Origin of the sequence: Amycolatopsis taiwanensis DSM 45107 (assembly GCF_000519205.1) — a bacterium.
Taxonomy (GTDB): Bacteria; Actinomycetota; Actinomycetes; order Mycobacteriales; family Pseudonocardiaceae; genus Amycolatopsis_E; species Amycolatopsis_E taiwanensis.
Genome location: NZ_KI912600.1, coordinates 196267 through 212598, shown reverse-complemented (window position 1 = coordinate 212598; position 16332 = coordinate 196267). Strand labels below are relative to the sequence as shown.

The window sequence follows — 16332 nt, the reverse complement described above, 5'->3', positions numbered from 1 at the left end:
GCCAACGAGGGAGCGGCGGCGCCGACACTGACGTCTGCGCCGCCGCTTCCGCTCTGGAGACCGAGCTACCTCTTACAGCTTGTCAAAGCTAGCTTCAGTGGATATCTTACAACCTGTCAAAGATCATGGCCGTGGTCACCGCACGACAGGAGCACTGTGAGAACCCTCAACAGCACCGACCCGAAACAGTTCATCGCCGACTTCTTTTCCTCCTTCCACGACGAGCTTGTGCGTAGCGACGAAGACCCGGCGCTGGTCTTCGACCGCTATCACACCCCGGACATCGTCCAAGTAGCCGATGGACACCGGATGGACCGGGACAAGCTCATCGCGCACACCCGTCCGGTACGCAAGAACCGGCCTGCCGGTCGCATGGACGTGCACGAAGCGCTGGTGAACGGGGACAGGATCGCCGCCCGCTACACCTTGTACGTCCAGATGCGCAAGAAAAACCTCGCCATCGAGGTCTGCTTTTTCGGGCAGTTCACCGATGAGGGGCGAATGCGCCAAGCACACATGCTCACGCGCTCGGTCCCCACCGACGTCGACCAGGCGGAGCAGGAGGCGTCGGCATGATCGAGAACACCTACACCGTCAGGGGTATGTCCTGCGGACATTGCGCGGGCTTCGTCACCGAGGAGATCGAACGCATCGCCGGTGTCACCGCTGTGGCGGTAGACGTCGAGACCGGCGCCGTCATGGTAACAAGCGACAGGGACCTCGGTATCGCGGACGTGCGCGCCGCAGTCGAAGAAGCAGGCTACGAACTCACCACCGCGCGCACCTAACGGCAATCCGGCGGGATCATCCCCAACGTCTTCAACACGAAGGCAAGCCACTCGGTTTCCCGGGTGAGCGCGAACTCCCGGCCGGTGACCCACCCGTGGCCGCACCGGCTGACGGCAGGCGCACGGCGGGGCGGTGGCGCGGGTGGCCGCCACCGCCCCTCGGGGTCACGCGCTCTGGTAGAGCCGGGTCAACACGAACTCCCGGTGCCCCATCACTTCGGCACAGGTGAGCCTGCCGTTGATGGTCCGGTCGATGATCGACATGAGCTGGTCCCCCGCCGACTTGAGGTCGTATTCGCGGCGGAGCAGCCCGGAGCAGTCCAGGTCGATGTGCTCGGACATGGTCTCCGCGGTGACCGGGTTGGCGGTCAGCTTGACGACCGGCTCGATCGGGTTGCCGATGACGTTGCCCTGCCCGGTCGGGAAAAGGTGGATCGCCGCGCCCGCCGCCGCCATCAGCGTGATGCACTCCGCCGCCGCCGAGGAGGTGTCCATGAAGTACAGACCTGGACCGGCGTTTGGCACTTCGGCCTTGTCCAGTGCCCCGATGACCGGTTTGGTGCCGGTCTTGGCGATGTTGCCCATCGCCTTCTCCTCGATGGTCGACAGGCCACCGCGGATGTTGCCCTGGGTGGGCTGCGAGCCCAGCAGGTTGGCGCCGGTCGCCTCGATCATCTCGAGGTATTCGTCGTAGATGCTCTGGAAGCGGGCGCGCACCTCGTCGTTGACGCAGCGTTGCGCGATCAGGTGTTCGCCACCCGTGAGTTCGCTGGTCTCGCCGAAGAGCACCGTGCCGCCCGCGTCGACCCAGCGGTCGACGGCCTCGGCGGTGGTCGGGCACGAGCCCAGCCCGCTCGTGGTGTCGGACTCGCCGCATTTGATGGAGAGCATGATCTCGGACCCTTCGACGGCCTCGCGCCGCTTCTCGGAGTCCTCCTGGAGGAACTTCGCCGCGACGCGCGCGGCCGCCTCGACGGTGCGCAGGTCCCCGTGCCGCTCGATGGAGAAGCCCTGGACCTTCTTGCCGGTCTTGGCGATGCCATCGACGATCTTGTCGGTCCAGGCCGGCTCGATGCCGATCACGACCACCGACCCGACGTTGGGGTTGCTGCCGGTGCCGATCAGCGTCCGGAAGGTCAGGTCGAGATCGGGGCCGAACTGGAGCCTGCCGTAGGCGTGCGGCAGGGCCAGCGTCCCCGGCACGACCCTGGCCACCGCCTCGGCGGCGGCGTTGGACAGGTCGTCGACCGGCAGGATCACCGTGTGGTTGCGGATTCCCACCGCGCCGTTGTCGCGGCGATAGCCGGTCAGGCCACGCTGTTGTGCCACCGTGCGCTCCTCACGTTGTGGACGTGGACATAGTCGCCCTTCTTGATGTCCGCGGTCGCGGTCCCGACGCGCTGGCCGTACTCGATGATGTCGGCACCCTCCGCGATGTCGGTCAGCGCCAGCTTGTGCCCGAGCGGCACCGGGTGGTTGAGCCGCACCCGCACCGATTCGGGCTTGCGGAGGTACCCGCCCTCGACGTCGCCCGGCTCGAGATCACGCACCGCGACTCCGACGAGATCGGCATCGTCGTGAATCAGGTAGCCCGGGGGGCCGGATTCGACCATCTCCACTCCTTTGGCTAGAGGTCTTACCATTTGGACCGTAACTCAGCCAGGCCACGGCGACAAGACCCGATCCTGGAGAGGTAAACTGGTCTGGCCAATCCAGCGAGCGAACCAGGAGGCGCCGGTGACCGAGAGCAGCATGTGGGTGCCGCTGCAGCAGGGCCGGATACCGGACCTGATCGCGGACCGGATTCTCGCGCTGATCTCCTCCGAGCGGCTGCGCGCCGGGGCGAAGCTCCCGCCCGAGCGCGAGCTGGCCACCCTGCTGGGCACGAGCCGCCCGTCGGTGCGCGAGGCGCTGCGTTCCCTGCAGGCCAAGGGACACGTCCAGATCCGGCACGGCGCGGGCGTGTTCGTCGCCGACCCCGCCACCACCCGTTCCCTGCGCGACGCCGTCTTCGCCGAGGAAATGAGCCTGGCCGAACTGTTCGACATGCGCGAGGTGCTCGAACTGCCGGCGGTCAGCTGGGCCGCGGCCAAGGGCGACCCCGAGAAGCTCGCCGACGTACAGGCGGCGTTCGACGCGGTCGATGAGGCATCCGCTCAGGAAGTCGTGGACTGGCCACGGCTTCAGCAGCTCGACGCCGCGTTCCACCTCAGCATCGTCCGCGCGGCCGGAAACCGCTTCCTCAGTCAGACGCTGACCGTCCTGCAGGACATCCTCGCCCGCGGTATGGAAACCACCCTGCAGGTCCCGGGCAGGCTGGAACGCTCACGCGGCGACCACCGGCGCATCCTCGATGCCGTGCTGGCCAACGAACCCGCCGCCGCGCGCCGCGCCGCGGCGGCCCACATCCGCGGTGCCCGCAAGGCGGCTTTCGCGCGCCTGCGCAGCGAAAACCCCGAAATCGAATAGTCCCGAGCACCCGCAGCGCTCAGCCGGCGGGTTTCTCCCAGACCAGCGAATACCGCCGGAGCACGTGCCGGCGGTAGCGCACGCCCGGCAGCAGCCGCCCCGCCGAAGCTCGCACCTGCGCGTAGCTCATCCGCGGGTCGGCGACCGGCATCGCCTCCGGACCGCTCGCGCGGCGCAGCAGCTTGGTGATCCGCACGACCGGGGCGCCCGCGACCCGCACCGTCCAGTCCGCCACGCTCGCGTCGCGCGCCAAGCCGACCACCACGAGCGTGCCGCCGGGCCGAAGCAGGTCGCACATGCGGGTAAGCGCCGCCTCGAACTCCATGTGATGGATCGCGGTCACCGAGCAGATGAAGTCATAGCCCGATGCCGGCAGGTCGGCCGCGAGGAAATCACCCTCGACGAAGGTGAGATCCGCATAACCGGCAGCGAGACCACGGGCGCGGCCGATCATCTCCGGCGAGGTGTCGATCCCTGTGACACGCCCGGCGCGCCCAGCCAGTTTCCGCGCCAACAGCCCGTCCCCGCAGCCCACATCCAACGCGTCCCGGCAGCCCGCGGGAACGGCGCGGAGGATGTCCGGATGCCGGGCCACGTTGGTGTTCCAGTACGGCTTCAGATCATCGTCGGGCACCGCGCCACCCTAGGACACCGCGGTGACGACTCCGGAGACGATCACCAGGCACGTCACGGCAAGCTGGAACGCTTCACGCGGGATCGCGTCGGCCAGGCGGGTCCCGATCTGGTTGCCCGCGACCCCGGCGGCGACGAGCAACGGCAGCACGGGCCAGAGCACCGCACCCGGAATCCGCCCGTGCAAGCCCAGTACCGCCAGGGAAATCGCGTTCGTCCCGACGAAGTATCCGGCGAAGTCCGCGACGAACCGCGCCGGTGTGGGCCGCGCCCGGCCGAGCAGCAGCGCCACCGGCGGGCCGTTCAGCGAGGTCGAAGTGGACAGGTATCCCCCGGCCAGGCCGACACACAGGTAGGCCCGCCGCCCGGGCACGGAGGCCGGCTGCCCTCGCCGGAGCAGCAGATAAACCCCGAGCACGGCGACCACGATCCCGGTGACCGTCTTGAGTACCCGCTGGTCCAGGTACCCCACGGTGAAGGCGCCCGTCACCGCGCCGGGAAGGCTGCCGCCGACGAGCAGGCCCACACCGCGCCAATCGACGTCGTGCCGCCGCAGCGCGAGCACCGCGATCCGGCTGACCAGCGTGGCGGTCAGGTTGACGACCACCACCTCGGCCACCCCGAACCCGAGGAGCAGCAGCACCGGCGTCGACAGCAGCGAGGTCGCGAACCCCGTCGCGCCGCCGACGACCGAAGCGAGCAGCATCCCCGACATCGCGAGCACGAGCGTCGTCATGGCGCCGGGTCAGTCCTCCACCGCGGGAACCGGTGTCACCGCCCGGGTTTCCCGCTCCCCCGGCCCGGATTCGGCTGCGATCTCGCGCAGTGTCGTGCCCACGCTCTGCCCGGCCGGCGATGGCGTCGTGCACAGGCTCACCACCACGAACACGATCAGGTTAGCCACCAGCGCGATCAGCCCCGCGTTCACCCCGAACAGCGGATCGTGCCCGCTCAACAGCAGCACGGCGGTGACGGCCCAGCCGACGAGAAGGCCCGACAGCATGCCCTCCTTGGTGGCCCGCTTCCAGAAGATCCCGCCCACGACGATCCCGGGGAACAGCTGGGTGATGAACGCGTAGGCGACCAGCAGCACGCTCACGATGAGCGCCGGCGCGACCAGCGTGAGCACCAGCGCAGCGCCCACGAGCGGGAACACCAGCATCCGGGTCAGCCAGAAGATCCGCCGGTCGGACAGTTCGGGTTTGAGCGCGTGCACCACGTTGCGGGACAACAGGCTCGCCGACGTCATCACGATCGGTCCCGCCGGCACGATCGCCGAGAGCATGGCGGCGATCGCCATCAGCACCAGCGCCCAACCGGGGAAGATGTCCCGCATCATGCGCATCACCACGTCGTTGCCGACCAGGCCGGTGCCCAGGGCGATGATCGCGGCGAACCCGACGGTCAGCACCGCCACCTTCACGATCTGGTAGAAGGGCATCAGCACCGCTTGGCGTTTGAGCGCCGTCGGCGAGGACGCGGTGAACGCGGTGCCGAACCACTGCGGCCACATCCACTGCCCCACCCCGGTGACCAGCACCGTCGAGATCAGCCACACCGGACCGAGTTCGGGTGCCTTCGCCGAGGGCAGCTGGAAGTACCCCGGGATCTTTTCCACGAACGAGGAATACATGTCGCCGAAGCCGTCGAAGAACGTCATCGGCACGGCGATGAACAAGGCCCCGACCGCCGCGAACATCAGCAGGTCCTTGATCACCGACTGGATCGCGTTGCCGCGGATCCCGCCGATGAACACCGCGCAGGCGAGCACCACGAACGCGATCACGTTGCCCAGCACCGGGGAGATCGCCCCGCCGCCGAGGATGCGGAAGATCGCGGACAGGCCCTCGATGTTGAGGTCGATGTAGGCGATCATGATCAGCGCGGTGGACAGCGCGACGAACACGCCAAGCGCCTTGCTGCCGTACCGGTGCGCGACGAAATCCGCCTGCGTGACATAGCCGAACCGCTTGCCCAGCATCCAGATACACGGCAGCACCAGGAAAGCGATCGCGTACGCGACGTCGTTCTGCGCAACGTTGTAGAACCCGGCGGCACCCTTGGAATAGGAATAGCCGGCGAGCCCCTGGAACGTAAAGGCCGTATAGATTTCGCTGCCCAGCAGGAACCACAGCAGCACCGACCCCATCCCGCGGTGGTGGACCAGCCAGCCTTCCAGGTTCTGGTTCTTCGTCCGGCCCGCCCACGCGCCCGCGACAAGGACGCCGAAGGTGAGGACGATGGCAAAGACCAGGATCACCAGCGGCGTCACCGGTCTTCACCCCCGTTCCGCGGCGCGCGCCGCCGGAGCCGGGCCATCAGGCGCCGGTCCCACAGGTAGAACAGCGCCATCACGCCCGGCACCGCGACCGGGAGGATGGTGAACCACAACAGCATCACGGGCATCCCGGCCACCGCGCGGTGGCCGTCGTTGAACCAGATGACCGGGACCACCGTGTAGAGGACCAGGACGACGGCATTGAGTAACAACCAGGCGAGGACTACGGACCGGACCATTCCACGTCTCCACTCTGAGGCCGGAGGTCTTACCAATCTTGGTCCACCGTGACATGAGGTGGTGAAGCACGTCAAGGAGTCCTTCCGCGCTGGCGAACCGAACCCGCGGGCACCACAAGGATCATCCCGCCGCTCCGCCGATAGCATGTACGGCAACCAGGAAGGGGCCCGGGATGGACCACGATGACGCGCTACGACTGGTGGAGAACAGCCTTGACCGGCCCTCGGCGGCGCGGGTGTACGACTACGTCATCGGCGGTACGCACAACTACGCCATCGACCGGGAATTCGCCGAGAAGGTGCGGCGACGAATTCCCATCATCGCCGACTACTGCAAAACCTGCCGGCTGTTCCTGGGCCGCGCGGTGCGGCGTTGCATTGACCTAGGCGTCACCCAGTTCATCGATATCGGGTCGGGACTGCCGACCGCGGGCAACGTGCACGATGTCGCCGACGCGGCCCGGCCGGAGCGAGACACCCGCGTGGTCTACATCGACAACGAGCCGATCGCGCTGGCACATTCCACGCTGCTGCTCGCCGAAAGCGCTGACCCACAACGACACAAAGCAATCGCCGCGGACCTGCTACGCCCCGACGACCTATGGGAACGAGTGCACCAGACCGGCATCATCAACCTGCAACAACCGGTCGCCGTGATCATCAACGCCGTCCTGCACTTCGTCCGAGACACCGAAGACCCAGACTGGGTACTGGACTACTACCGGCAACTCTGCCCGCCCGGCTCGCTGCTGGTGCTGAGCCAGATGACGAACGAGAACCCCCGCAGCGAGGACGAACGGCAGGCCCTGGTCGACCTGGTCAGCTACTACGACAGCACGACCAACCCGGTTCAGTTGCGCACCACCGAGGAGTTCGGCCGGTTCTTCGGCAACTGGGAGATGCTGCCACCCGGCCTGGTATACGCGCCGGCCTGGCACCCCGACGACAAGACACTGTTCACCGAAACACCATCGGAGTCCCGGATCATCGCCGGCATGGCGCGCAAGCCGTAACGAGGGTCAAGATCCTCGACCGGTAGCCGCCACACCGAGCTTCCCGGCCCAGACGCGCAGCTCGGCCATGGTCGAGTCGGCGATGTCCAGTTCCTGATCGGGATCGAGGTCCGCGGGCAGCGCGCGCCGCTCGCCCGGCAGTCGGCCCCCACTGTCCACAACGGACAAGGCGAGCCGGTCGAGCCGGGCGGACGCGGCGCCGAACCGGTTGGGGTCCAGGGCGACCAGCAGGTGACCGATGCGCTGCGGATGCGCGGCACCCGAGTCGGCGAACATATCCGGCACCTCGGCCGACAGGTTCGGTCCGGCCAGCCCGCCGGCCAGCGCCTCCACCACCAGCGCGAGCGCGAACCCCTTGGCACCGCCCAGCGGAGCGAGCAGGCCATGCAGCGCGGCCTGCGGATCGGTGGTGGGTTGTCCCCCGGCGTCCAGTGCCCAGCCCGGTGGCAGCGGCGTGCCGCTCTTCGCGTGTGCGGCGATCCTGCCCCGGGCCACCGCACTGGTCGCCATGTCGACAATGGCCGGTCGTGGCCGGGAGGGGATGCCGGCCGCCAGCGGTGAGGTGGACAGCAACGGTTTCGCGCCGCCCCAGGCCGGCATCACCGCGGGTCCGTTGGAGAACACCAGGGTGACCTGCCCCGCCTCGATACCCGGCACGGTATACAGGCCCACCGCCCCGCAGTGCCCGGAGTTGGCCACCGAGACCGCGGCGACGCCGAATCGGGCGCACCGCTCGGCCGCGATCTCCGCGGCCCGCCACGCCTGCCAGTGCCCCAGCCCGCCACCGCCGTCCAAGGTCACCAGCGGGCCGGAGTCGGTCACCTCGGTCAGCTCCGCATCCGGCGGATAGCCGCCGTGCCGCATGCGGTGCAGGTAGTACGGCAGCCGCAGCAGTCCGTGCGAGCCGACTCCCCAGGCGTCGGCCACCACCACGCACCAGGCCGTCCGTGCCGCCCGGTCGCTCGACAGGCCCGCGCCGGCCAGCAGTTCGGTCGCCAGGTCGCGCGCTTCGGCGAGGCGGATCTTCACTTGCGCCCCCTCCCCCACGCGTCCACCGCCGAGGCCGGCCGGCCGCCGTCGAGTACCGCGTCGATATCGGCGACCAGCGTACTCAGGATGCGCTTTTGGCTCTGTGTGGTGATTCCGGCAATGTGCGGGGTGAGCAGCACGTTGTCCAGCGTTTCCAGCCGGCCCGGCGGTGGCGGTTCCTGGGCGCGCACGTCGAGAGCCGCGCCGGCCAGCGCGCCGGACTCCACCGCGTCGGCGAGTGCCTCCTCGTCGACCACCTCGCCCCGGCCGACGTTGACCAGCAGGGCGGTGGGCCGCATCCGGGCCAGCAGCCGGGCGTCCACCAGCCCGCGCGTGGAGTCCGTCGCCGGCAGATGAACGGACAGCACGTCCGCGCCGGCCACCACCTCCGCCAGCGGCGCCAGTTCGATGCCCGCCGCGGTCAGGCCCGCATCGTCGGGGTCGACGCCCGGATCGTGCGCGAGCACCCGCATGCCCAGCGCGCGGGCCAGGCGCCCGCACGCCCGGCCGGTCGCACCCGCGCCCAGCAGTCCCCAGGTGCCGCCGTGCAGCTCGATTCCGGCGCTGCGGTCCCATTCCCCGGCCCGGCAGCCGGCGTGCAGCCGCGCGGTGCGGCGAGCCAGCGCCAGCGCCAGCCCCAAGGTGTGCTCGGCGACGCTGATCGCGTTGGCGCCCAGCGGCGCGGACACCACTATCCCGCGCCGGTCCGCGGCGACCAGGTCGATGTTGTCCAGCCCGACGCCCACCCGGGCGACGATCCGCAGGTCCGGCGCGCCCAGCAGGTCGTCATCCACCTCGGTGCGGTTGCGCACCACCAGCGCCCTGGCACGCTGCGCCAGGTCACGCAGTCCGGTGCGGTCACGCCAGGCGTCCGGCCGGAACACCACCTGGCGGCGCGCGGCCAGTTCGTCCAGCGGCGCACCGGTGATGTCCTCGGTCACCACCACGTCGATCAGTGCGGTCATGGCGAGCGGTGTTCCTTTACGGTCGCAGGGTTCACAGGCCGATGGACGGGTAGCGGGTTTCCGTGATCAGCGTCGTCGGGGTGCTGCGCAACATCACCGTCCTCAATGGATTGTCGTTGTCTCAGCTGCTCTTGTACCTGCGGGTTGACACAGCCAAACGATCCTCTCTGGCTAGAGGTCTTACCAATTGTTTCGACGGTAGCCCAGGTCGACGGCCGACACAAGCCCCGCTCCCCTCGGACGACTGCCTGCACCGCGGACTCGCGGCAATGGTCAGCACCAGCCAGCCGTCACTACGGATCGCTTGCCGGCGTTGAAACCCAGGGCCACGTGGACATCCGGCGCGGTGCCGGGGTGTTCACCGACCGTTCCCGGTATCGCTCGACCGAAAGCGTCTCCCGTCCGACGACAGGGATGGCGATGAAGACAAAGCAAGGGAATTCATTGATCCGGTCAATCGAACCCGGAAACCATGTCGTGAGGATAACCGTATAGATATCTTCACCGCTGCCGAAATCTTGCCCGGGCACACTGGGACAAAGATACGCGATCGCCGCGCCCTTCCCGGTATCCAAGGTTGGAAAATCTACGATCCTGGGTGGCCGGGTATCACTGTTGGCCGCCGGTCTCCCACCAGCCTGATAACGGATTTTCACGTCGTGTTCGATGGACTTTCGTTCGTACGAGCGATAAAATTAGGTTTTCCGTTTCGAGACGAAGGACTCCCCCATGATGTATAACCTGTTTTCGCTGTGCGGCGACGATATCTCTCGCATGTCCGATCACGCTGCGGTCGACCATGAGCGTGGCGCGGGAAGCGATATGCCGAGCCCAAGCCATCCAGGTACACGCGATCGCCCGGCTATGCAAGGTCCGAGGCCACACCAGATGGGTGACCGACGAAGTCGCACTCGGACTCGGCATGACCAGACAGGCCGCCGCGGGCCTGGTCGGCGCGGCGGAGGTTTTGACCACCCGGCTTCCTCGGCTGCTGGCCGCCATGGAGCACGGCGAGATCGACCTGCATACGGCTGGCAAAGTCTGTGACGTGACCGCGGCCCTGTCGGATGAGCATGCTCGCGAGGTGGACGAGCGGATCGCTGGACGCTTGGCGGGTAAGGATTCCGCGAAGGTGCGGCGGATCGCGCGGGATGCTGTTTGCGCGGTTGATCCTGACGGGTATACGGAGCGGGCGAAGAGGCGCCGGAAGGATCGCCGGGTCGAGTTGGTGCATGCCGAAGAGGGAATGGCTTCCCTCTGGGCGTATCTCCCCGCCGAGATCGCCAGCGCGATTTACGCCCGGGTGGATGGCATTGCCCGGAAGTTGAAGACCAAGGACGAGGACCGCACCCTTGACCAACTGCGAGCGGACGTGCTGGCGGATCTGGCGTTGGGTAAGCACGAGGGCCTGCCCGGCGTGCTCGCCCAGGTCTACGTCCATGTTCCGATCGACGCAGCGCTGGGCATCACCAACACCGGATGCGAACTCGCCGGCCACGGGCCGATCCCCGGTAAGGTCGCTCGACAGATCATGCACGATCCCAACAGTGTGTGGCGCAAAGTCACCTGCGACCCGGCCTCCGGCGCCGTCCTCGACGTCGGCCGCACCCGCTACCGACCACCCGCCGCCCTCGGCGAATTCGTCCGAGTTCGTGACCGCGAATGCCGCGCGCCCGGCTGCCGACGACCCGCCCAACGCTCCGACGTCGACCACCACCGCGACTACCGGCGTGGCAAAAACGGCCACACCTCGAAAAGCAACCTCAACTGCCTCTGCCGACGCTGCCACCGCCTGAAGGACGTCGAAGGATGGGACTTCCACCTGAATGAGGCAACGGGCGAGCTGACGGTAACGACCCCGACGGGACGCCAACACACCACCCGACCCGAAACCATCTTCAAACCGAACGTCGAAAGTCCGGACAAGTCCACAAAGGACAATTCGCCCGACATTCAGGAGCCGCCGTTCTGAACCCACAGACCAAGTCACGACGGCTGCCACACCAAAGCGCAGCCGCTTCACGCGGCCACTCCGCGATGGCGCCTATCCGCCCAGGGCCCCCAGGGCGGTGGCGGTGTGGATGACGGTCAAGGAGGTACCGCCGCTGACCTTGCCCCATTCCGGGCGGGACAAGCCGATGGCGACGTCGGCCACCTGGACACACGCGGCCGCCGGCAGTGCCAGCGCGCTGAGAAGCCCCAAGGCGAGCATCGGCGCGATCGCGGCCAGCACACCCAGCGGCACGGCTCTCGCCGCATACATCCACGCGTAGAACCGCTCTCCACGGTCCGGTGCGACAGACCGGCTTAGCAGCGCCGGCCGGATGACCGCGAGAACGGAGAACGCGACGCTGGCGCCGGGTGCTGATGCTGAGCCTGGCCACGATCGGGTTCGCGATCAACTTCTGGGCGTGGGCGCTGCTGAGCCCGCTCGGGCCGCTGTTCCAGGACTCCCTCGGCTTGACCGCGGTCCAGCAAGCGCTGGTGGTGGCCGTCCCCGTCGTGGTCGGGTCGCTGGGCCTGATCCCGGTGGGCGCGCTGACCTTCGGCGGGTATGTCTCGTTTTCGGTGTACCTGCCGGCCGAACTGAAGACCGCCTACGGGCTCACCCAGTTCGACGCGGCCAACCGGATGGCCGGGTTCGTGCTGCTCGCGGTCCTGATGCGCCCGGTCGGCGGCTGGCTGTCCGACCGGCTCGGCCCGATCCGCGTCCTGATCGGCGTCTTCGCCGTGGTGACGGCCGCCGCCGCGGTGCTGGCGATCAACCCGACGTTGATGCCGTAGGGCACCATCGCGTTCCTGGTCGTGGCCGCCGCGCTCGGCTCGGGCAGCGGTGCGGTGTTCGCGCTGGTCGCGTTGCTCGCACCGGCGAGCAAGGTCGGCTCGGCCACCGGCGTGGTCGGTGCCGCGGGCGGCCTTGGCGGGTGCGTGAAGCCGAGTTGGTTGGAGCAGGGGATGTGTGAGTACTGCGGGTGCCAGCCATTCGATGCCGCAGGATCCATTCGGCCCATTGAGACGCCGGCGTGCCTTCGAAGTATGGCGCGGCCGAACCGGTGCGTGGTCAGTCCCAGTAGTTGAACAGCATGGCACCTACCGTTTCCGGCTGCCAGTAACGAACCTGCTCACGTTCACCGTCCCCCAGCCGGGACAGGTCGACGCGGGCAAGCGGCTGTCGGAGTTCGCTGGCACTCAGCAATCGGAAATGCGGAATCTGGGACAGCACAGGGGCCAACTGTTCGACGTCGATGAACGACAGCGGGCCGCTGTCGTCTGCGGCAGGCGGCCAGGCGGTGGCCAGCAGCGGCAGGATGACGTGACAGACGACGGCCACCGGACCGGTTCTATAGCTCAAGACGGCGGTGTAGAAGTTCGGCGTTGATCCTTGAGGACGAGTGAAGGATCGAACCTCGGCACTGGTCACGCGGGCAGCCTCGTAGCAGGCGGCGCGAAAAGCCTTGACGTCCACGCTGGGTGCAGGACCAGCCGTAGCGTCCCAGAAGCCGGTGGCTCCCCTCGGCAGGTTTTGCATGCTCATCCCTTCCGTTTCGTCGACGTCGGTCAGGGACGTGCCGCCGCCGACCATGCCCCATTCCCGACAGGACAAGGCCGACGGCGACATGATGCCGCCCTGGCCACTGACCGATGAACCCGCGTGTTCAGCGGGTTACCGTCGCCCGGCCCAGGAAATCGCGGATCAGCTCGGCGACCTGATCACCGGCGCTTTCCAACAGGAAGTGACCGCCATCAAGCAGGTGGATCTCGGCGTCCGGCACGTCCTTGGCGAACGCGCTGGCGCCCTCGGGTCCGAAGATCGGGTCGCCCTTGCCCCACACCGCGAGTACCGGTGGGTGGTTACGGCGCAGGTACTCGTGTAGCGCCGGGTACCGCGGCGCATTGGTGGCGTAGTCGCGGAACAGCGCCAACTGGATGGCGTCATTGCCCGGCCGGGACAGCAGCGCGAAATCGTGCTGCCAGGTGTCCGGGCTGACCAGGCTCTCGTCGGCGACGCCGGTGAGGTACTGCCACTTCGTGGCCTCCAAGGTCAGCATGGCGCGGACGCCGGCCTCGGTCTCCGGGGTCTGCGCACGTTGGTAGTCCCAGATGGTCTGCCAGAAGCCGGAGACAAAGCCGTCGTCGTAGCCGTTGCCGCTCTGGGTGATGATCGCCGTGATGGCCTGCGGGTCGGCCTCCGCGAGACGCCAGCCGATCGGGGCGCCGTAGTCCTGGACGTAGATCGCGTAGCGCGACACGCCCAGGTGCTCGAGCAGCGCCGCGGTCAGGTCGGTCAGGGCGTCGAAGGTGTAGTCGAACTCGTCGACCGACGGCGCATCGGACTGCCCGTATCCGAGGTGGTCAGGGGCGATCACGTGGTACCGGTCGGCCAGCGCCGGAATCAGCGTGCGGAACATGAACGAGCTGGTCGGGAAGCCGTGCAACAGCACGATCGCCGGAGCGTCGGCGGGACCGGCCTCCCGGTAGAACAGCCGCCGGCCCTGCACGGTCGCGTAGCGGTGGTGAACGACAGTCATTTTTCTAACCTTTCTAATCGACTTTACTAGTTAGACTCAACCAGCGCGTACTATAACCTGTCAAGGGAATTTTGGAGGTTAGCTTGGTGATCGAGACCCGCGAAACACCGCTGGACGAGCCCCTGCTGCTCGACCTGCTCAACACGACCCCGATCGTCGACGGGGCGCAGCGCGACGACCTGGCCGACGCCGAGGCCGGCCGGCGATGGCTGACCGCACACGACCAACCGGCCTCCGACGCCGAGTGGCACGCCATTCTCGACGCGCGCGCGGCGTTGCAGAACGTGGTCCGCGGTGACGAGGTTCCGGCGTCCCTCGCCCGTTTCGTCGACGGGGTGTACTACCGCGCCTCACTCGCCGGCGACGGCGTAGCGTGGAACCTCGACCTGCCAAAGGGACGGTCGGCCGCGGCACGGGCCGTACTCACCTGGGACGCGCTGCGGGTGTCCAGTCCTGGACGGCTGCGCCCCTGCGCCAACCCGGAGTGCCGGCTATTCCTGATCGACCACAGCAAACCGAACCGTGCCCGCTGGTGTTCGATGGCGGCCTGCGGCAACCGTATGAAAGCCCGTCGGCACTACCAGCGCACGCGCTCCACGACCTGAAGGAGGCGAGCGCATGGCACGCCTACTGTCACTGAATGTCGGCTTGCCACAGGACGTGCCCTGGCAGGGCCGGACCGTCCACACCGGAATCTTCAAATATCCCGTCGACGGCCCGCGCATGGTCCGCAAGCTCAACATCGACGGTGACGGGCAAGGCGATTTGAACGGCCACGGCGGAGAAATACGTGCCGTGCTCGTCTACCAGCGTCAGTCCTACGAGTACTGGCGAGGGCACCTCGGCCGCGACGACCTCGAATACGGCAGGTTCGGGGAGAACTTCACCGTCGACGGCTTGCCCGATGACCAGGTGCACATCGGCGACCGCTATCGCATCGGGAAGGCCGAATTCGAGGTCACCCAGCCGCGCGTCACCTGTTTCCGGGTCGGCATGCGCCTTGGTGAGCCCGAGATGCCCGCGCTGCTGGTCGCCCACCATCGGCCCGGCTTCTACCTCCGGGTCATCACCGAAGGCCGCGTACAGGCAGGCGACGAGATCATCCGCACCAGAACCGGCCGGCACCGGATGAGCGTCGCCGCCATCGACGCACTGCTCTACCTGCCTGACCGCGATCTCGACCAACTTCGCACAGCCGTGGACATCCCCGCGCTCAGCCCGGGCTGGCAGGCGTCGTTCCGCGAACTGCTGGAGGCCGCCGAGCACCAGGCACCCGCCGGTGCGCCACCCACCGGCGCCGAACCCGCCGAACCCACTGGCTGGGCCGGCTTCCGGCCGCTGCGAGTCACCCGGATCAAGCCCGAGAGCGCGACGGTGTCGTCGATTCATCTGGCGACACCGGACAGCACCCCGCTGCCCCGTCCCAAGCCAGGCCAGTACCTCACGCTGCGGGTCACCGGTGCCGGCGACCCGCCGCCGGTACGCAACTACTCACTGTCAGCCGCCCCGTCGGACAGCGAGTACCGCATCAGCGTGAAACGCGAGACCCACGGCGTCGTCAGCAGGTATCTCCATACCCGCCTGCGGGTCGGCGACACCGTGGACGTCGCCGCCCCACAAGGCGAGTTCGTCCTACCCGAAGACGGCGACGACACCACGCCCGTGCTCCTGCTCTCGGCGGGCGTCGGGGTGACGCCCGTGCTGGGGATGCTGCACGCACTCGCCGCGGCGCACAGCGAACGCGACGTCTGGTGGCTGCACACCGCACGATCAGAGGCCGAGCACGCCTTCGCCGCCGAGGCCCACCAACTGCTGACCAGCCTCGACCGAAGTCACGAACACGTCTACTACACCGCGCCGACGGCGAGCGTGGCGCCACCTGCCATTCGGGGCCGGCTCAACCGCGAGACACTGGCCGCGCTCGGCCTGCCCGCCGCCGCGACCACGTACCTGTGCGGCCCGAGCAAGTTCATGGACGCCATGCGCGAGGCGCTGACCAGCATCGGCCTGGCCACCGATCGCATCCACACCGAACTGTTCGGCACGCTCCCGGCCGTCAACCCCGGCCTCACCGGCGCCACCCGTACCCCGCCACACCAGCCCCCGGGTCCCGCCGGCGCCGGGCCCCGGATCACCTTTACCCGCAGCGGCCTGACCGTGCCGTGGAACGAGGACTACCGCACCGTCCTCGACCTCGCGGAAGCCTGCGACATCCCGACCCGCTGGTCCTGCCGCACCGGCGTCTGCCACACCTGCCAGACTCGAATCCTGTGCGGCGCGGTCCGGTACCGGCCTGATCCCCTGGAGCCCCCGGCCCGGGGAACAACGCTCGTCTGCTGCTCACAACCCGAAACCGACCTCGTCCTCGACCTCTGACAAGGCCCGAAGA

19 protein-coding genes and 1 pseudogene are annotated in these 16332 nt (G+C 68.1%); 8 read left to right on the top strand and 12 right to left on the bottom strand.

Translation table 11 applies throughout. The annotated features are described in order from the left end of the window. The first annotated feature begins 156 nt into the window (after positions 1–156). Both A3CU_RS0139565 and A3CU_RS0139560 read left to right on the top strand, forming a co-directional pair. Entirely contained in the window at positions 157–576 is a 420-nt protein-coding gene (locus tag A3CU_RS0139565; RefSeq protein ID WP_027946890.1) for a nuclear transport factor 2 family protein, read from the top strand. Further along, positions 573–788 (top strand): heavy-metal-associated domain-containing protein, encoded by a 216-nt coding sequence (locus A3CU_RS0139560; protein WP_027946889.1) that lies wholly within the window; start codon positions 573–575, stop codon positions 786–788. The genes A3CU_RS0139565 and A3CU_RS0139560 overlap by 4 nt, the downstream gene beginning before the upstream one ends. Before the next feature lie 165 nt (positions 789–953). Here A3CU_RS0139560 and A3CU_RS0139555 read toward each other — a convergent pair whose 3' ends face one another. Both A3CU_RS0139555 and A3CU_RS0139550 read right to left on the bottom strand, forming a co-directional pair. Further along, a complete protein-coding gene (locus tag A3CU_RS0139555; protein ID WP_027946888.1) occupies positions 954–2117 on the bottom strand; it encodes a UxaA family hydrolase in 1164 nt (387 codons plus the stop codon). Beyond that, positions 2096–2401: a UxaA family hydrolase gene (locus tag A3CU_RS0139550; RefSeq protein ID WP_027946887.1), complete on the bottom strand. Its 306-nt coding sequence runs from the start codon at positions 2399–2401 to the stop codon at positions 2096–2098. Before A3CU_RS0139550 ends, A3CU_RS0139555 begins: the two co-directional genes overlap by 22 nt. Before the next feature lie 124 nt (positions 2402–2525). Between A3CU_RS0139550 and A3CU_RS0139545 the strand changes: the two genes are divergently transcribed. Beyond that, complete coding sequence (locus A3CU_RS0139545; RefSeq protein ID WP_052372980.1) at positions 2526–3257, top strand: FadR/GntR family transcriptional regulator; 732 nt, start codon at positions 2526–2528, stop codon at positions 3255–3257. A gap of 19 nt (positions 3258–3276) precedes the next feature. Here A3CU_RS0139545 and A3CU_RS0139540 read toward each other — a convergent pair whose 3' ends face one another. Genes A3CU_RS0139540 through A3CU_RS0139525 form a run of 4 tightly spaced genes read right to left on the bottom strand, consistent with a single transcriptional unit; the run spans position 3277 to position 6407 of the window. Beyond that, entirely contained in the window at positions 3277–3891 is a 615-nt protein-coding gene (locus A3CU_RS0139540) for a class I SAM-dependent methyltransferase (RefSeq protein ID WP_027946885.1), read from the bottom strand. A 9-nt stretch (positions 3892–3900) separates the two neighbouring features. Next, a complete protein-coding gene (locus tag A3CU_RS0139535) occupies positions 3901–4626 on the bottom strand; it encodes a sulfite exporter TauE/SafE family protein (protein WP_027946884.1) in 726 nt (241 codons plus the stop codon). Positions 4627–4635: 9 nt separating this feature from the next. Beyond that, on the bottom strand, positions 4636–6162 hold the full coding sequence (locus A3CU_RS49010) for a sodium:solute symporter family protein (RefSeq protein WP_052372979.1): 1527 nt from the start codon (positions 6160–6162) through the stop codon (positions 4636–4638). Next, entirely contained in the window at positions 6159–6407 is a 249-nt protein-coding gene (locus tag A3CU_RS0139525) for a hypothetical protein (protein ID WP_027946883.1), read from the bottom strand. The genes A3CU_RS49010 and A3CU_RS0139525 overlap by 4 nt, the downstream gene beginning before the upstream one ends. A 173-nt stretch (positions 6408–6580) precedes the next feature. Between A3CU_RS0139525 and A3CU_RS0139520 the strand changes: the two genes are divergently transcribed. After that, entirely contained in the window at positions 6581–7420 is an 840-nt protein-coding gene (locus A3CU_RS0139520; RefSeq protein ID WP_027946882.1) for an SAM-dependent methyltransferase, read from the top strand. A 6-nt stretch (positions 7421–7426) separates the two neighbouring features. On the opposite strand, the gene A3CU_RS0139515 is transcribed toward A3CU_RS0139520, so the two are convergent. The 3 genes from A3CU_RS0139515 to A3CU_RS53225 all read right to left on the bottom strand — a co-directional run bounded on the left by A3CU_RS0139515 (position 7427) and on the right by A3CU_RS53225 (position 9989). Beyond that, entirely contained in the window at positions 7427–8449 is a 1023-nt protein-coding gene (locus A3CU_RS0139515; protein ID WP_027946881.1) for an Ldh family oxidoreductase, read from the bottom strand. Continuing rightward, on the bottom strand, positions 8446–9414 hold the full coding sequence (locus A3CU_RS0139510; RefSeq protein ID WP_027946880.1) for a hydroxyacid dehydrogenase: 969 nt from the start codon (positions 9412–9414) through the stop codon (positions 8446–8448). The genes A3CU_RS0139515 and A3CU_RS0139510 overlap by 4 nt, the downstream gene beginning before the upstream one ends. 293 nt (positions 9415–9707) lie before the next feature. Further along, a complete protein-coding gene (locus A3CU_RS53225; RefSeq protein ID WP_156960786.1) occupies positions 9708–9989 on the bottom strand; it encodes a hypothetical protein in 282 nt (93 codons plus the stop codon). A gap of 224 nt (positions 9990–10213) precedes the next feature. Between A3CU_RS53225 and A3CU_RS0139505 the strand changes: the two genes are divergently transcribed. Continuing rightward, entirely contained in the window at positions 10214–11386 is a 1173-nt protein-coding gene (locus tag A3CU_RS0139505) for an HNH endonuclease signature motif containing protein (protein WP_084144191.1), read from the top strand. 72 nt (positions 11387–11458) lie between these two features. Here the strand turns inward: A3CU_RS0139505 and A3CU_RS50405 are convergent, their stop codons facing one another. Then, positions 11459–11677: a hypothetical protein gene (locus A3CU_RS50405; RefSeq protein WP_052372977.1), complete on the bottom strand. Its 219-nt coding sequence runs from the start codon at positions 11675–11677 to the stop codon at positions 11459–11461. 104 nt (positions 11678–11781) lie between these two features. Between A3CU_RS50405 and A3CU_RS49000 the strand changes: the two are divergent. After that, positions 11782–12492, top strand: a pseudogene (locus tag A3CU_RS49000) (MFS transporter). On the opposite strand, the gene A3CU_RS0139490 reads toward A3CU_RS49000, so the two are convergent. Both A3CU_RS0139490 and A3CU_RS0139485 read right to left on the bottom strand, forming a co-directional pair. Continuing rightward, positions 12476–13033 (bottom strand): hypothetical protein, encoded by a 558-nt coding sequence (locus A3CU_RS0139490; RefSeq protein WP_156960785.1) that lies wholly within the window; start codon positions 13031–13033, stop codon positions 12476–12478. The pseudogene A3CU_RS49000 and the gene A3CU_RS0139490 sit on opposite strands and share 17 nt — an antisense overlap. A 37-nt stretch (positions 13034–13070) precedes the next feature. Continuing rightward, a complete protein-coding gene (locus tag A3CU_RS0139485; RefSeq protein WP_027946876.1) occupies positions 13071–13943 on the bottom strand; it encodes an alpha/beta fold hydrolase in 873 nt (290 codons plus the stop codon). Between the two features lie 86 nt (positions 13944–14029). Between A3CU_RS0139485 and A3CU_RS0139480 the strand changes: the two genes are divergently transcribed. Together A3CU_RS0139480 and A3CU_RS0139475 are read left to right on the top strand one after the other, a co-directional pair. Continuing rightward, positions 14030–14548 (top strand): CGNR zinc finger domain-containing protein, encoded by a 519-nt coding sequence (locus A3CU_RS0139480; protein ID WP_027946875.1) that lies wholly within the window; start codon positions 14030–14032, stop codon positions 14546–14548. Positions 14549–14561: 13 nt separating this feature from the next. Then, positions 14562–16319: an MOSC and FAD-binding oxidoreductase domain-containing protein gene (locus tag A3CU_RS0139475; protein ID WP_027946874.1), complete on the top strand. Its 1758-nt coding sequence runs from the start codon at positions 14562–14564 to the stop codon at positions 16317–16319. Positions 16320–16332 lie beyond the last annotated feature (13 nt).

Coding starts and splice junctions, on each gene's coding strand:
- A3CU_RS50405 (WP_052372977.1), bottom strand. CDS start 11,677: ATGTATGCGGCGAGAGCCGTGCCGCTGGGTGTGCTGGCCGCGATCGCG.
- A3CU_RS0139485 (WP_027946876.1), bottom strand. CDS start 13,943: ATGACTGTCGTTCACCACCGCTACGCGACCGTGCAGGGCCGGCGGCTG.
- A3CU_RS0139490 (WP_156960785.1), bottom strand. CDS start 13,033: ATGTCGCCGTCGGCCTTGTCCTGTCGGGAATGGGGCATGGTCGGCGGC.
- A3CU_RS0139550 (WP_027946887.1), bottom strand. CDS start 2,401: ATGGTCGAATCCGGCCCCCCGGGCTACCTGATTCACGACGATGCCGAT.
- A3CU_RS0139505 (WP_084144191.1), top strand. CDS start 10,214: ATGAGCGTGGCGCGGGAAGCGATATGCCGAGCCCAAGCCATCCAGGTA.
- A3CU_RS0139525 (WP_027946883.1), bottom strand. CDS start 6,407: ATGGTCCGGTCCGTAGTCCTCGCCTGGTTGTTACTCAATGCCGTCGTC.
- A3CU_RS0139475 (WP_027946874.1), top strand. CDS start 14,562: ATGGCACGCCTACTGTCACTGAATGTCGGCTTGCCACAGGACGTGCCC.
- A3CU_RS0139560 (WP_027946889.1), top strand. CDS start 573: ATGATCGAGAACACCTACACCGTCAGGGGTATGTCCTGCGGACATTGC.
- A3CU_RS0139520 (WP_027946882.1), top strand. CDS start 6,581: ATGGACCACGATGACGCGCTACGACTGGTGGAGAACAGCCTTGACCGG.
- A3CU_RS0139510 (WP_027946880.1), bottom strand. CDS start 9,414: ATGACCGCACTGATCGACGTGGTGGTGACCGAGGACATCACCGGTGCG.
- A3CU_RS0139535 (WP_027946884.1), bottom strand. CDS start 4,626: ATGACGACGCTCGTGCTCGCGATGTCGGGGATGCTGCTCGCTTCGGTC.